Raw genomic sequence first — 14,265 nt, 5'->3', positions numbered from 1 at the left:
CTCGGGCACCGAGACGACGGTTTGTTGGTTCGTTTCTGAAGATTCGTTAACGATCGCGACCTGCCGATTTCGCGCGGTGCATCATGGACACGTGAACGACCCCACCGGAGTAGCGACTCGTCGTGCCTTGATCGTCGACGACGAAGTGGCCCTCACCGAGGTGGTCGGCAGCTATCTCCGGCGCGAGGGCTTCGAGGTGCACGCCGCCCACGACGGCGGCCAGGCGCTCTCCCTGGCGCGCAGCGTCGACCCCGACGTGGTGGTCCTCGACGTCGGGCTGCCCGGCATCGACGGTTTCGAGGTGTGCCGCCGTCTGCGGATCTTCTCCGACGCCTACGTCCTCATGCTGACGGCCCGCGACACCGAGGTCGACACCGTCGTCGGCTTGTCCGTCGGCGCCGACGACTACATCACCAAGCCGTTCAGTCCGCGAGAGCTGGTGGCCCGCATCCAGGCGATGCTGCGACGCCCCCGCCGAACCTCGCGCGAGGATGCGGAATTCGTGGAGGCGGGCAAGCCGCCTCGTCGGATCGGCGACCTGAGCATCGACGTCGAGGGCCGGGAGGTGCGCATCGACAACGCCGAGATCGTGCTGACGCGAACGGAATTCGACCTTCTCGAAGCGCTTTCGTCGCGGCCGGGGAAGGTTCTGGGCAGGCGGCAGCTCATCGAAATCGTCTGGGGTGACACCTGGGTGGGCAGTGACAACATCGTGGACGTCCACGTCGGACATCTGCGTCGCAAACTCGGTGACGACCCGACCCGGTACGTCACGACGGTGCGCGGAGTGGGCTACCGAATGGGCAGGGGCTGACCATGGCGTCAGAGTCGTCTTTACACAACGCTTCCCGATTTGGCATCAGGACGCGTCTGCTGGCGGTCAACTCGGTGGTGATCGTGGCGAGCTTCGTCACCGCCACGCTGGTCGCCGCCCTCGTCGGCCCGCCCATGTTCCAGCGTTTGATGGATGCCGCAGTGCAACCGGGCGCCTCCGGTGACCATCCCTACCAGCGGGCATTCGAGAAGGCCACCGCCGCGTCGCTGGTAACGGCTCTGCTGGTGTCAATCGTCGCGGCCCTCGCTTTGAGCTGGTACCTCAGTCGGCGGGTCTACCACTCTGCGACCGAACTCGCGCACGCCGCCACCGTGATCGCCGACGGCCACTACGACTTTCGGGTCAGCGCACCGAGATTGGGCAGGGAGTTCGACGAAATCGCCCTCGCCTTCAACACCATGGCGGACAGTCTCGGGCGCGTCGAGCACAGCCGCCGTCAGATGCTCGCGGACCTCGCCCACGAGATGCGAACCCCGGTCGCGATCGTCGAGGCCTATCTGGAGGCGCTCGAAGACGGCGTGAAGTCGCTCGACGACGACGCCATCGCCGTTCTGCGTGACCAGTCACGCCGACTGACGCGACTCAGCAAGGACGTCGCCGCGTTGTCCGACGCCGAGCATCGGGCGCGCACGATCGACGCGCGTTGGACCTCGATTGCGCGTCTGGTCGCCACGGCGACGACGGTGTGGGAACCGCGCTACCGCGCCAAGGGCGTGACGCTCACCTCGACGGCGGCCGCCGACCTTCCCGACGTGTGGGCGGATCCGGAACGTCTCGGGCAGGTGCTCGCCAACCTGCTGGAGAACGGCCTGCGACACACTCCGAGCGGAGGCACCGTCGTGATCGGCGCCCGGGCGACCCACAACGGCGTGACGGTCGTGGTGTCGGACACCGGCGACGGCGTCCTACCCGAGCACCTGCCCCATCTCTTCGACCGCTTCTACCGGGTGGACGCGGCCCGCGACCGGGTGCACGGCGGTGCAGGCATCGGCCTGGCCATCGCCAAGGCGCTCGTCGACGGTCACGGCGGCAGCATCAAGGCCGACAGCCAGGGGCTGGGCCAAGGGACCACGTTCACCGTGTCCCTGCCGCGGGGCGTTGAGTCCGGGCCGTCACCCGTTGCCTCACTGCAAGATTCGACGTACCTCGTCGGCTAGCGCGGTGCCGAGGTCGCGGTTGTTGCCCTCGGTGAAGTGCACGCCGTCGCTGCCGTCGGTGCTGATCACCGAACCCGCGTCGACGAACGGAATCTTCATGAACGCACACAGCGCGCGGTAGGCCTCGGCCAGCTGTTCGGACTTCTCGTGCCCGCCGTCGAAGGTCATCTGGAACCATGGGTCGGGCATCGGGGCAAGCGGCGGCGGAGCGACGACCAGAACCTTCGGCGCCGGATAGACGGTGCCGACTCCGCCCGCGGAGCCGAGTACCTGCGCCGCGAGCAGCGACATGCCGGTCGCGATGTCGAACGGGGTGCGGTGGAAGTACGCCTTGGTGTCGTTGGTGCCCAGCATCAGGATGACCAGATCAAGCGGCAGGTGGCTGGCGAGCGTAATGGGAAGGTGCGCAGCGCCGTTGAGCCGTGGGTCGGTTGGGTCGTCGACGTTGGTGGTGCGCGCACTGAGGCCTTCCTCGATCACCGCGTAGTCGTCGCCAAGGGTCTCGGCGAGCACCCCCGTCCAGCGCACGTCGCGGGGGAACCGCGTGGTGGGCGCGGTCTCGTCTGCAGGCACCCAGCCCCACGTCAGGGAATCTCCGAAGCACAACACCGTCTTGACCGTCATGTCTTCAACTTAACCGCCGAGCTCTTCGCGGATGGCGGCAACGAAGCCGTCGACGTCGGCCTCGGTGGTGTCCCACGAGCACATCCAGCGCACCTGCCCCGCGGCGCGATCCCAGTCGTAGAACCGCACGCGCTCGCGGATGCGGTCGGCCGCGTCGTTGGGCAGCACCGCGAAGACCGCGTTGGCGTCGGTCGCCTGGCTGAAGGACAGGCCTGCGACCGGATCGTCGTCGAGCGCATCGCGGAGCCGGGCGGCCATGGCGTTGGCATGCGCGGCCGACCGCAACCCAAGCTCGTCGTCGAACAGTGCGAGCAGCTGCGCGCTGGTGAAGCGCATCTTGCTGGCCAGCTGCATGCTCAGCTTCCGCAGATACGGCATGCCCTCGACGCGGGCCGGGTCGACGACGACGACCGCCTCGGCCCCGAGCAGTCCGTTCTTGGTTCCCCCGAGGCTGACGACGTCCACGCCCGCGTCGGTGGTGAACTCCCGGAACGGCACGCCGAGTGCGGCGGCCGCGTTCCAGATTCGGGCCCCGTCCATGTGCAGGGCCATGCCGTGACCGTGCGCTAACTCGGCGATCGCGTGCACCTCGTCGGGCGTGTACAGCGTTCCCAACTCGGTGGTTTGGGTGATGCTGACGGCGAGTGGTTGCGCGCGGTGTTCGTCGCCCCAGCCCCAGGCTTCGGTGGCGATCAGCTCGGGCGTCAGCTTGCCGTCGGGCGTCGGCACGGTGAGCAGCTTGAGGCCGCTGACACGTTCGGGGGCGCCGCCCTCGTCGGTGTTGATGTGCGCGGTCGCGCTGGAGACGACGGCGCCCCAGCGCGGCATCATGGCCGTGAGTCCGACGACGTTCGCACCGGTGCCGTTGAAGACGGGGAAGACTTCGGCGGCGCCGCCGAACTCGGCCCGCACCACCTCTTGCAAACGCTGCGTGTACGCGTCTCCGCCGTAGGCGGCCTGATGACCGCCGTTGGCCTTGGCGAGGGCTTCCAGCACCTCGGGGTGGACGCCTGCGTAGTTGTCGCTCGCGAAGCCCCGGTAGCCGGTGTCGTGAAGGGTGTCGACCATCCCGTCAGTCTCCCAGTCGGTGAGCGAGGGGCGCGAGTCTGGGCGTTCGCCGACAACGCCCAACGGGAGGACCATGGAGCGATGTGGAGGCAACCATGACCTCGGTGTCGGTCAACGGCAAGCTCGAGCACGTCACGACCGAGCCCGACACCGCGCTGCTGTACGTCCTGCGGAACCACTTGGGATTGAAGGGAACCCGATTCGGCTGCGGTCTGGCGCTGTGCGGGTCGTGCATGGTCCTGGTCGACGGCCGGCCCAGCTACTCCTGTGACGTCCCCGTCGGGAGCCTCGAGGGTCGCGAGATCACCACCGTCGAGGGGCTGAGCACACCCGAGAATCCGCACCCGGTTGTCACGGCGATGATCGACGGACAGGCCGCGCAGTGCGGCTACTGCATCTCCGGGATCGTGATCTCCGCCGTCGCCCTTCTCGAGCGCACGGCCGACCCGTCGGCCGACGACGTGCGCCTGGCGCTGGACGGCAACCTGTGTCGGTGTGGCGTCCACAACCGGATCGTGCGCGCGGTGCTGGCCGCAGCCGCCGAACTGCGGGCGGGGGACCGGTGACCGACGTCGCGGCCGCTGACCTCCCGGCGTCGATCCTGGCCAACCCGATGGTCGACGACTGGGTGCGTCTCCTGCCCGGCGGAGTCGTCGAGGTGCGTTCCGGCAAGGTCGAACTCGGGCAGGGCGTGCTGACCGCGCTGGCGCAGATCGTGGCCGAGGAGTTGGACGTCGACCTGGCGAGGGTGCGCATGACGGCGGCGGCGACGGGGGTCAGCCCCAACGAGGGGTACACCGCAGGCAGCCTGTCCATTCAGCACTCGGGTGCCGCGCTGCGGATGGCCGCGGCCGAGGCCAGGGCCGTCCATCTCGACGCCGCGGCGCAGCGGTGGCAGGTGTCCGCCGATCTGCTGACGGTGACCGACGGCGTCGTCACCGCACCCGACGGTCGGTCGGCGACCTACTGGGAGCTGACGTGTGAGGGCCTGCTGCACCGCCGGGTGACCGGCGCGGCGCCGACCAAGGCGGCGGCCGACCGCCGGATCGTGGGGACTCGGGTCCCCCGGCTCGACCTGCCCGACAAGCTGGTCGGGCGGCCGCGGTTCGCCCACGACCTGGCGCTGCCGGGGTTGGTCTACGGCCGCGTCGTCAGACCGCCCTCGCGGGCCGCCGCGCTGCAATCGGTCGACGCCACGAGGACGTTGGCGTTGCCGGGTGTGGTGACCGTCGTCCGCGACGGCGACTTCCTCGGTGTGGTCGCCGAACGGGAGGAGGTCGCGCTGGCGGCGGCGGACCGACTCCGCGCCGACGCGACGTGGGAGGAACGGGCGACGCTGCCCGACGAATCGGATCTGCCGACGTTCCTGACGGCGGCGCCCGCGGTCAGCACGGTCGTGGCCGACACAGGTGGCCGAGATCCGAATCCCGCTCGGGGCAACGTCTTTCACGAAGCTCGCTACGACCGACCCTATCTGGCCCACGCGTCGATGGGACCGTCCACCGCCACCGCGCGGGTCACCGACGACGGTGACGAGCAGATCCTCGAGGTGTGGACGCACAGTCAGGGCGTCTACCTCCTGCGCCGGGAACTCGCCAGGGCGCTGGCCCTGACCGAGGAGCAGATCCGGGTGCAACACGTCGCGGGGGCGGGGTGCTACGGGCACAACGGCGCCGACGACGTCGCGCTGGATGCGGCACTGCTGGCGCTCTCCGTGCCCGGTCGTCCCGTGCAGGTGGTGTGGTCGCGTCCGGATGAACTCGGTTGGGCGCCCTTCGGTCCGGCGGCGGTCGTGCGGATCGCCGCCGAGGTCGACGGCGACGGGGCCGTGCGGACGTGGCGGCACGACGTCTGGGGCAACGGGCACGTGACCCGGCCGGGCTTCGTCCGGACTGTCGGTCTGCTGGCGGCGAGCCACCGCGAGGGTGGTGTGCCGATCGGCGCGGCAGACGAGCCGCCGCTGGCGAACGGGGGTGGCGCTGCCCGAAACGCCGTGCCCGGCTACGACTTTCCCCATCAAAGAGTGGTCAACCACCTGCTGTCGGTGATGCCGTTGCGTACCTCGGCGCTGCGTGCGCTTGGCGCTTTCGTCAACGTCTTCGCGATCGAGTCGTTCATGGACGAGCTTGCCATCGCCGCCGGGCGCGATCCGGTCGAGTACCGCCTGGCCCAGCTGGCCGATCCGCGCGGACGCGCGGTGGTGGAGGCGGTCGTCCGACGGTCGGACTGGGCAGACTGGACGCCTACGGAGTCGCTCGGTCACGGCGTCGCCTATGCCCGGTACAAGAACACCAGCGCCTACTGCGCGGTGGTCGCCGAGGTGGAGGCCACCAGCGAGGTGCGGGTCCGTCGACTGACTCTGGCGGTGGACGCCGGGCTGGTGGTCAACCCCGACGGGGCGGAGAACCAGATCGAGGGTGGCGCCATCCAGGCGACCAGTTGGGCGCTGCGGGAGCGGGTCCGCTTCGACGACCGGTCCGTCACCAGCGACACGTGGGAGACCTACCCGATCCTGACGTTCTCCGAGGTTCCGGCGGTCGACGTGGAGTTGTTGCCCGACAACGGCAATCCGTCGTTGGGGGTCGGCGAGACCGCGCAGGGTCCCACCGGCGCCGCCATCGCCAACGCGATCCATGACGCGATCGGTGTCCGGGTGCGCAGCATGCCGTTCACCGCAGAGCGGATCGTCGCGGCCATGCCGGACTGACGTCGGTTCACTCGCGGATTCGCAGTTGGTCGAGGAGCTCGCGGGCACCGTCGATCCGAGACCGGTCGTCGCCGAGCGCGGCGGCGAGCAACGCGGCCCGCCGGGATCGGATGACGTCGATGTTGCGTTTGGCGAGCGCGGTGACGGCGAGATTGGCGGTGCGTCCGTCGGACGGGTCGTCACGCCGCTCGACGAATCCCTGCTTCTCCAGGACGCGCAGCGCCGCGCTGAAGTTGCTGGTGCGCATCCGGAGTTCGCGAGCCACGTCGCTGGGCCGGCAGCCCGGGTGGCGGTCGACGTACTCCAGGACCGCCGCCTCGACGGTCGACAACGGGACGACGGTCTCGGCGGACTGATCCCAAGACCGGATGAGGCGGGCTGCGTGCATGATCGCGTCGGCCAGATCGGCGAGGGCCGACTCGTGATCAGTGGCGGGAGCTGGGGCTACGGCGCGGCTCATGAGGCCGACTTTACGCACAGAAAGCTATGTATGTATAGTTACGCCAACATAGCTACTTTGAGGACGTGACATGACGACGACGGCAGGCAACGCCGAACAGATGGAACGACTGCTCGCACCCGAGAAGTCTCGCCCGATCCCCGGGCCGCTTCTCCTCGTGCTGGCGTTGCTGTCGGCGGTGGCCCCGTTCGCCACCGACCTGTACCTCTCGGCGTTTCCGTCGATGACGGCCGACCTGGGCACCACCGCGACATCGGTCCAGTTGACCCTGACCGCGTTCCTCATCGGAATTGCGCTGGGCCAGTTGGTCTTCGGGCCCCTGTCGGACCGATTCGGCCGGATGGCGCCCCTCGTCGTCGGGTCGCTGCTGTGCCTCGCCGCCAGTGCCGCGACGGCGCTGGCGCCGACGGTGGAGGCGCTGGTGGCGGCCAGGTTCGCCCAGGGCGTCACCGGCGCGGCTGGCATGGTGATCGGCAGGGCGATCATCTCCGACCTCGCCGTCGGGGCGGCCGCCGCGAGGGCCTTCAGTCTGATGATGCTCGTCGGCGGCATCGCGCCCGTCGTGGCGCCGGTGCTGGGCAGCGTCCTCGTCGACCCCCTCGGGTGGCGAGGGGTGCTGTGGGTGGTCTTCGCCATCGTCGCGGCGATGTTCGTCGGCGTCGTCGCCGTGGTCAGGGAAACCCACACCGCCGAGCGTCGCGCGAAGGTGCGGACCGACCGTGCCGGGTCGCCTTCGGCGCTGCGCGCGCTGGGCTCGCGCGTCTACCTCGGCAATGCCCTGGCCTTCGCCTTCGCCTTCGCGACCATGATGGCCTACATCTCCGCGTCGCCGTTCGTCTACCAGGTGATGATGGGATTCAGCGAAGTGCAGTACGGAATCGCATTCGGCACCAACGCGATTGGGCTCGCGGTGGTCAGCGCCGTTTCGGCGCGACTGGTCGCTACCCACCCCGTCCGCAGACTGGCGGGAACCGGTCTCGCGCTGTGTCTGGCCGCCGTGATCGCCATCGTCGGCATCGTGGCCATTGGAGCGCCGGTGTGGTTGCTGGTCTTTCCGCTCTGGGTTGCGGTGGCGAGCCTGGGCCTGGTGTTCGGCAACGCCACCGCGTTGGCCCTGGGCGGCGTCGCCGGGGCCGCCGGATCGGCCTCCGCGGTGCTGGGGGCGCTGCAGTTCGGCCTCGGCGCACTGGTGTCGCCGTTGGTGGGGATCGGCGGTGAACACACCGCCGCGCCGCTGGCCGCGGTGATGCTGGTCGCCGTCTCGATCGCCTGCCTCGCATTCATGTTGGGGCGGGACCGGCGTCGGCCAGACGCGTGTAGCGGATCCGACGGCACCGCACTGCCGCGGTGACTAGATTGGTGTAGTTACTCACGACCAAGGGAGTTCCCACCATGACCGCGACCGTTTCGACTCAGCCCACCTACCGGGTGGTCAATCCCGCCACCGGCGACGTTGGTGAGTCGTTCGACTTCGCCACCGAGGCCGAGATCGAGTCCACACTGGCGGCGTCCGACGCGGCGTTCCGCTCCTGGCGCGACCTGCCGATCACCGAGCGAGCCCGCATCGTGACCCGGGTTGCCGAGCTGTTCAAGGAGCACTCCGCGCGCCTCGGCGCCATCGCCACCGAGGAGATGGGCAAGCCACTGCAGGAATCGGTCGACGAGGCCGACTTCTGCGGCGACATCTTCGAGTACTTCGCATCGGAGGGGCCGAACCTGGCCGCCGACCAGGAGATCAAGACCTTCGCCAAGGGCAAGGCGTACGTGCAGCGGCTGCCCATCGGGCCATTGCTGGGCATCATGCCGTGGAACTACCCGTTCTATCAGATCGCCCGGTTCGCAGCCCCAAACCTGGTGCTGGGCAACACGATCATCCTCAAGCACGCCGAGTCGGTGCCCAAGTCGGCGCTCGCCGTGCAGGAGATCATGGATGAAGCAGGAATCCCGAAGGGGGTGTACACCAACATCTTTGCGTCCTACGACCAGATCGAGAAGATCATCGGCGACCGTCGCGTCGTCGGCGTCTCGCTCACCGGCTCGGAGCGTGCCGGCTCGGTCGTCGCGGCGATCGCCGGCAAGAATCTGAAGAAGTGCGTCCTCGAACTCGGTGGCTCCGACGCCTACGTCGTGCTGGACTCCGACGACGTCAAGGCGTCGGCAGACCTCGCGTGGGACACCAGGATTGGCAACACCGGCCAGGCCTGTAACTCCAACAAGCGCATGATCGTCACCGAGGACATCTTCGAACCCTTCGTCGCGCAGCTCGTCGAGCGGGCCAAGGACCTCAAGCCCGGCGATCCGGCCGAGTCGGCGGACGGCACCTTTGCCCCACTGTCCTCGCGCAAGGCCGCCGAGATCCTGGACGAGCAGGTACGGGACGCCGTCTCCAAGGGGGCGACGCTGCATGCCGGCGGCGTGCTCGGCGAGGGCCCCGCGGCCTACTACTCCCCGGCGGTGCTCACCGGCATCACCCCGGAGATGCGCGCCTACCGTGAGGAACTGTTCGGCCCCGTGGCGGTGGTGTACTCGGTGTCCAGCGACGACGAGGCCCTCAAGCTGGCCAACGACTCCGACTACGGCCTCGGTGGCGCGGTGTTCAGCACCGACACCGAGCGTGCGGAGAAGATCGCCCAGCGCCTCGAGTCGGGCATGGCCAACGTCAACACGCCGGCCAACGAGGGCCAGGAGGTTCCGTTCGGCGGGGTGAAGCGCAGCGGTTTCGGCCGCGAGCTCGGTCCGCTCGGCATGGACGAATTCGTCAACAAGCGGATGTACTTCGTCGCCGAGTGACGGTGCGCGTGCCCGGGCACGCGTAGTCCCCCCCGGCCAATCGAGTAGTCCGCCACTCTAGTGAGCGGTTAGTGCCCGTTCGACGATCGTCGTGACCCAATCACGGCGATCGTCGAACAGAGGCAGTTACATGAGCATTCGGCACCAGACCACCCACGGTGGCAAGGACACCCGGCGCACCCTGCTGGCGGCCGCCGTCGCCGCGAGCGCGATCATCGCCAGTGCGGCAGGCGGCACCGGGATCGAGATCGAGATCGTCGGGGAACGAGAGTCGGTCGAGCTCGGCGGCGTACCCCCTGCTCTGATTCCCGAGCCCGTCGCGGACCGCGGCACGGTTCTGACCGCCGTGGTGTCGCCGTTGACTGGTCGCCTGTCTTCGCCAGCGCTCGGGCTGCGAGGCCCGAGCTCACTTCCCCGGGTTCGCGTCGGCTCCGTGCGTACCCAGATCATCGTCGTCCGCACGGCATCAGGTCGCATCGGCACGGTCTCGAAGACGTTGGCCGACAAGGACGTTCCGTCCAACAAGCGGTCGAGGTCGCTCGTAGGACCCGGCGTGGCGACGCTGCGAGCCGGCATGTCTCCATTCGATCCGATCCTGTCGATCATCGGCGTCTTCATCAGCAACGGTGCCGACGCGGCGGCCGATTGCATCGGTGATGAGTGCAACGGCGGCAACGGCGGCATCCTGTTCGGCAGCGGTGGCGACGGCGCGAACGGTGGCCGTGGCGGCCACGCAGGCCTGTGGGGCGACGGCGGAAGGGGCGGTGACTCAACCACATTGGGTGTTGCCGGCGGCGTCGGCGGGAATGCGGGGTTGTTCTTCGGCACCGGTGGTGCGGGTGGCAACGGCGGCGCGGGCGCCAGCGGAGGCGACGGCGGTGCCGCGGGAACGTTCGCGTTGGTCGGCAACGGTGGCGCAGGCGGAAGAGGTGGCGACGGGATCCGCGGCGTCGACGGTGACGACGGCGTCGACGGCGTGAAGGGGACGGATGGCGTGAAGGGAGCCGACGGTCGGAACGGGTCGGACGGCAACCCCGGCCGCAACGGCGACGACGGTGTTCAGGGTGGTCCTGGCGGCAACGGCCCCGATGGTCCCAACGGCGTGAACGAGGGTGGTGATGCGGGCTGGGACGGTCTGCCCGGTTTCCCGACCCCGCCGGGCGTCGTGATTCCCGGGCACCTCAACGGGCAGGACGGCTTCGACGGAAACCCCGGTGGTGACGGCGGCGACGGATTCCTCGACATCAGCTTCGGCAACGGAAATGCGCACGGCGGCAACGGTGGTCGCGGTGGCATCGGTACCGGTGGCGGCAACGGCGGAAATGGTGGTGACGGCGGTGACGCCACCGCGCCAGGAGTTGCGTTCCGTGCCACCGGAGGCGACGGCGGCGACGGTGGTCGCGGCAGCACCGGTGTGTCGGGAGGGCCGGGCGGTGCCGGACTCACGGGTGGCCCCGGTGGGAGGGGCGGCGACGGAACGAACGCGACGCCTGCCGGTTCGGGCACCGACGGCATGTCAGGGACCGCGGGACAGGCGGGCACCGCGGGCATGGCGGGCGTCGCGGGCACGCCTGGCATCGCGGCGGGAGCAGGCGGACGGGGCGGCGTGGCCAGCTGGCTGGGCTTCGGGGTGGGAGGTCGCGGCGGCAGCGGTGGAGTGGGCGCCGACGGAGGTACCGGTGGAAACGGCGGCAGCGGTGGGGACGGCGGAACCGGCGGCGCGGGTGGCAACGCGGGCAACGGTGGCAACGGAGCCAACGGGGGAGACGCAGGCGATGGCGGCGCAGGGGGAGCGGGTGGCAACGGCGGCAAGGGCGGTACCGGAGCCGACGGTGGCAACGGCGGAAACGGTGGCGCTGGCGGAGACGGACGCGATCTCGCGATCACCGACGGCCACGGCGGGCACGGCGGAGCGGCGGGCCTGGCGGGGGCAGGGGGTGCCGGCGGCTCCGGGGGGTTGGCCGGGACGGGCGGCCCGGGCGGAGTGGCTGGCGACGCAGGCGTCGGCAGCCGTGGCGGGGCCGCAGGACAACCGGGCGGTGGCGGTGCGGGAGGCACTGGCGGCCAGGGTGGGGCGGCCGGTAGTGGTGGCGCGGCTGGCGACGGTGGCGCGGCTGGCGCAGGAGGGGCGGGTGGACTGTTCAGCGTCCCCGGTCATACCGGAACCCATGGAGGCAACGGCACGGCTGGCGCCAACGGCTCGGCGGGCGCTGACGGGAAGACCGGCGCCAACGGAACGACGGGGAACGCCGGTTCGGCGGGCGCGAACGGTTCCAACGGCAAGACCGGAACGCCGGGACCCGACGGTCCCGCTGGCAACCCCGGGCAGACGGGCGACACCGGAACGGCCGGTCAGCCTGGCGCTACGGGTGCCAACGGCAGGGGCCTGTGAGCGGCGTTCCTAGTCGGCCGTGGTGCGGCGGGCCTTCGCGCGGCGCTTGCCCTCGTGCATGGCGGCGACCCGCGCGACGGGGATGGTCCGCCCCTGCTCGACGAGATCGGTTGGAAGTCGTTGCGGCGCAGGCATCGACTCGGCCCACGGGTCGTTACCGTCGAGAGCGGCCAGCGCGGTGTGGACGGTGAAGTCGGTGGGAGAGACGCGGTCAAGGTCGGACCAGGCCAGCGGGAACGACACCGGTGTCCCCGGCCGCAGGCGCGGGCTGTAGGCCGCCGCGACGGTTGCGCCGCCGGCCCTCGTCGAGTCCACGAACACCTTGCCTGCGCGGTCCTCGACGATGAACGCGGTGGTGGCGATGGTCGGGTCGAGGGCCTCCGCGCGAGCGGCCAGGGCGCGGGTCGCGGCGGCGACGTCCTCGACCGGGGCGGTGTCGTCGACCGGGACGAAGACGTGAATGCCCTTGGCGCCGCTGGTCTTCACCGCTCCGGAGAGCCCGCTGTCGGCCAGCGCCTGGCGCACCAAGTGCGCCACGGCGACCACCGCCGGGAAGTCGTCGTCAGCCGGCGGGTCGAGGTCGAGGATCAAATGTGTTGGGCGGTAGATGTTCTCGGCGAGACCCAGCGTCGGGTGATATTCGACGGCGCGCTGGTTGGCCAGCCACAGCAGGGTTCGGCGGTCGTCGCACAGCGCGTAGTGCACTTCGCGGTGGGACGCCTCCGCCCAGATCGACGTGGTCCGTACCCAGTCCGGGGTGTACTTGGGCACGTTCTTCTGCATGAACGGTGCGCGGCCGCGTAGCACCCGCAACACGGTGAGCGGGCGGTCGACCAGCCCGGGCAGCAGCCGGTCCGCGACGGCGTCGAGGTAGTCGACCAGGTCGCGCTTGGTGGCGTTGGCTTCGGGGGTCAGCGGTTGGTCGAGGTTGGTCAGGTCCACGCCGTCGCGCTGCTCACTGGTTCCCACCTCCGCCATGCTGCCCGAGGGTTAGCGTCGGTGTCGTGGAGTTCATCGAAAGCGTCGAACTGGTCGGCAAGGTCATCGACGGTGTCGGGGTGGCGATCATCGCCATCGGTGCGGTGGTGGCGGGCGGCATTGCCGTCGGCCGGCTCGTCCGCAGGTCGCCGGACACCTACCGCTTCTTCCGGGAGACGCTCGGGCGGACGATCCTGCTTGGCCTGGAATTCCTGGTCGCCGCCGACATCATCCGCACCGTGGCAGTCACGCCGAACGCGCAGAGCGTGGCCGTTCTCGCCGGCATCGTGGCGATCCGGACGTTCCTCAGCTTCTCGCTCGAACTCGAGATCACCGGTCGGTGGCCGTGGCAGAAGAAGCCCCGCGAGTCGTCGACCGCACGCATGTCGAACACGAATCGCGAGTAGCCCCGCAAACATGCGTGCAGTGGGCGGAAGAGTGTCTACGCCGTCGTCGCGATTCCGCCGTCGACTGGGATGACCGTCCCGGTCAGATACGACCCGGCCCGGCTGGCCAGGAACACCGCGACGCCGGCCATGTCGTCGGCCCTGCCGATGCGGCGGAGTGGGGCCGACGCCGCGATCGCGTCGCCGAACGCGTCGAGCGTCGCCGCCATCATCTTGGACGGAAACGGCCCTGGCGCCACGGCGTTGACGGTGATGTGTTGCGGTCCGAGCTCGCGAGCGAGCACGCGCGTCAGCTGGTGCAGCGCGGCCTTGCTGCTGGCGTAGGAGTACACGGGCAGTTGGCTGACGCGGATGCCGTCGATGCTTCCGACGTTGACGATGCGCGCGGGATCGTCGGCGGTCCCGGCCTCCCGGAGTGCCGGCAGCAGCGCTTGGACGAGCCAGAAGGGAGACTTGAGGTTGAGGTCGAGCACCTTGTCCCACGCGGCGTCCGGGAACGTCTCCAGCGGCTCGCCCCACGTCGCCCCCGCGTTGTTGACGAGGATGTCGAGGCCGCCGAGATCAGCGGTGACCAGGCTGGCCAGGCGCCGACATTCGTCGTGGGTGGAGAGGTCGGCGGGAATGGCCGCCACGTCCCCGAACTCCGAGAGTTCCTCGGTTGCCTGGGCGCAGGCGTCGGGCTTGCGTGAGCTGACGACGACGCGGGCTCCCGCCTGCAGCAGGCCGCGGGCGATCATCAGTCCGATTCCCCTGGTGCCACCCGTCACTAGGGCCCGCTTGCCGGTGAGGTCGAAAAGCTGTGCGTGCGTGGTGCTTTGACCGTCGGTCATGGGTAGCCTTCCGTAGC

General features: G+C 69.8%; 13 protein-coding genes. 8 read left to right on the top strand and 5 right to left on the bottom strand.

All coding sequences use genetic code 11. From position 1 onward, the window contains the following. Positions 1-91 precede the first annotated feature (91 nt). Both B1790_RS29520 and B1790_RS29515 read left to right on the top strand, forming a co-directional pair. A complete protein-coding gene (locus B1790_RS29520) occupies positions 92-814 on the top strand; it encodes a response regulator transcription factor (RefSeq protein ID WP_233165376.1) in 723 nt (240 codons plus the stop codon). 2 nt (positions 815-816) lie between these two features. Further along, a complete protein-coding gene (locus B1790_RS29515) occupies positions 817-1,992 on the top strand; it encodes a cell wall metabolism sensor histidine kinase WalK (protein WP_079926834.1) in 1,176 nt (391 codons plus the stop codon). Here B1790_RS29515 and B1790_RS29510 read toward each other — a convergent pair. Both B1790_RS29510 and B1790_RS29505 read right to left on the bottom strand, forming a co-directional pair. Further along, positions 1,960-2,616, bottom strand: coding sequence for an SGNH/GDSL hydrolase family protein (locus B1790_RS29510; protein WP_079926833.1), 657 nt, complete (start codon positions 2,614-2,616; stop codon positions 1,960-1,962). The two genes, B1790_RS29515 and B1790_RS29510, sit on opposite strands and share 33 nt — an antisense overlap. Positions 2,617-2,625: 9 nt before the next feature. Beyond that, a complete protein-coding gene (locus tag B1790_RS29505) occupies positions 2,626-3,684 on the bottom strand; it encodes a low specificity L-threonine aldolase (RefSeq protein ID WP_079926907.1) in 1,059 nt (352 codons plus the stop codon). A gap of 95 nt (positions 3,685-3,779) precedes the next feature. Between B1790_RS29505 and B1790_RS29500 the strand changes: the two genes are divergently transcribed. Together B1790_RS29500 and B1790_RS29495 are read left to right on the top strand one after the other, a co-directional pair. Further along, complete coding sequence (locus B1790_RS29500) at positions 3,780-4,250, top strand: (2Fe-2S)-binding protein (RefSeq protein ID WP_079926906.1); 471 nt, start codon at positions 3,780-3,782, stop codon at positions 4,248-4,250. Further along, positions 4,247-6,391: a xanthine dehydrogenase family protein molybdopterin-binding subunit gene (locus tag B1790_RS29495; protein WP_198952154.1), complete on the top strand. Its 2,145-nt coding sequence runs from the start codon at positions 4,247-4,249 to the stop codon at positions 6,389-6,391. Before B1790_RS29500 ends, B1790_RS29495 begins: the two co-directional genes overlap by 4 nt. A 7-nt stretch (positions 6,392-6,398) precedes the next feature. On the opposite strand, the gene B1790_RS29490 is transcribed toward B1790_RS29495, so the two are convergent. Next, positions 6,399-6,851, bottom strand: coding sequence for a MarR family winged helix-turn-helix transcriptional regulator (locus B1790_RS29490; protein WP_079926832.1), 453 nt, complete (start codon positions 6,849-6,851; stop codon positions 6,399-6,401). A 70-nt stretch (positions 6,852-6,921) separates the two neighbouring features. On the opposite strand from B1790_RS29490, the gene B1790_RS29485 reads away from it, so the two are divergent. The 3 genes from B1790_RS29485 (at position 6,922) to B1790_RS29475 (ending at position 12,033) form a co-directional block, all read left to right on the top strand. Next, positions 6,922-8,202 carry a multidrug effflux MFS transporter gene (locus tag B1790_RS29485; RefSeq protein WP_079926831.1) on the top strand — a complete coding sequence of 427 codons (1,281 nt, stop codon included), beginning with the start codon at positions 6,922-6,924 and terminating at the stop codon, positions 8,200-8,202. Positions 8,203-8,243: 41 nt separating this feature from the next. Then, the gene (locus B1790_RS29480; RefSeq protein ID WP_079926830.1) at positions 8,244-9,641 is read left to right on the top strand and encodes an NAD-dependent succinate-semialdehyde dehydrogenase; all 1,398 of its coding nucleotides are present in this window, start codon (positions 8,244-8,246) and stop codon (positions 9,639-9,641) included. Positions 9,642-9,771: 130 nt separating this feature from the next. Then, on the top strand, positions 9,772-12,033 hold the full coding sequence (locus B1790_RS29475; RefSeq protein WP_079926829.1) for a PGRS repeat-containing protein: 2,262 nt from the start codon (positions 9,772-9,774) through the stop codon (positions 12,031-12,033). A gap of 9 nt (positions 12,034-12,042) precedes the next feature. Here B1790_RS29475 and B1790_RS29470 read toward each other — a convergent pair whose 3' ends face one another. After that, positions 12,043-13,002, bottom strand: a complete 960-nt coding sequence (locus B1790_RS29470) for a DNA polymerase domain-containing protein (RefSeq protein ID WP_079926904.1) — start codon at positions 13,000-13,002, stop codon at positions 12,043-12,045. Between the two features lie 35 nt (positions 13,003-13,037). Here B1790_RS29470 and B1790_RS29465 point away from each other — a divergent pair, with 35 nt between their 5' ends. Further along, positions 13,038-13,418, top strand: a complete 381-nt coding sequence (locus B1790_RS29465; RefSeq protein ID WP_079926828.1) for a DUF1622 domain-containing protein — start codon at positions 13,038-13,040, stop codon at positions 13,416-13,418. A gap of 35 nt (positions 13,419-13,453) precedes the next feature. Here the strand turns inward: B1790_RS29465 and B1790_RS29460 are convergent, their stop codons facing one another. Continuing rightward, positions 13,454-14,248: an SDR family oxidoreductase gene (locus tag B1790_RS29460; protein WP_079926827.1), complete on the bottom strand. Its 795-nt coding sequence runs from the start codon at positions 14,246-14,248 to the stop codon at positions 13,454-13,456. Positions 14,249-14,265: the final 17 nt, after the last annotated feature.

This window comes from Mycobacterium sp. AT1 (assembly GCF_002043095.1).
Classification (GTDB): Bacteria; Actinomycetota; Actinomycetes; order Mycobacteriales; family Mycobacteriaceae; genus Mycobacterium.
Note: the sequence above shows the minus strand (reverse complement) of the source record. Positions and strands in the feature narration are given on the sequence as shown.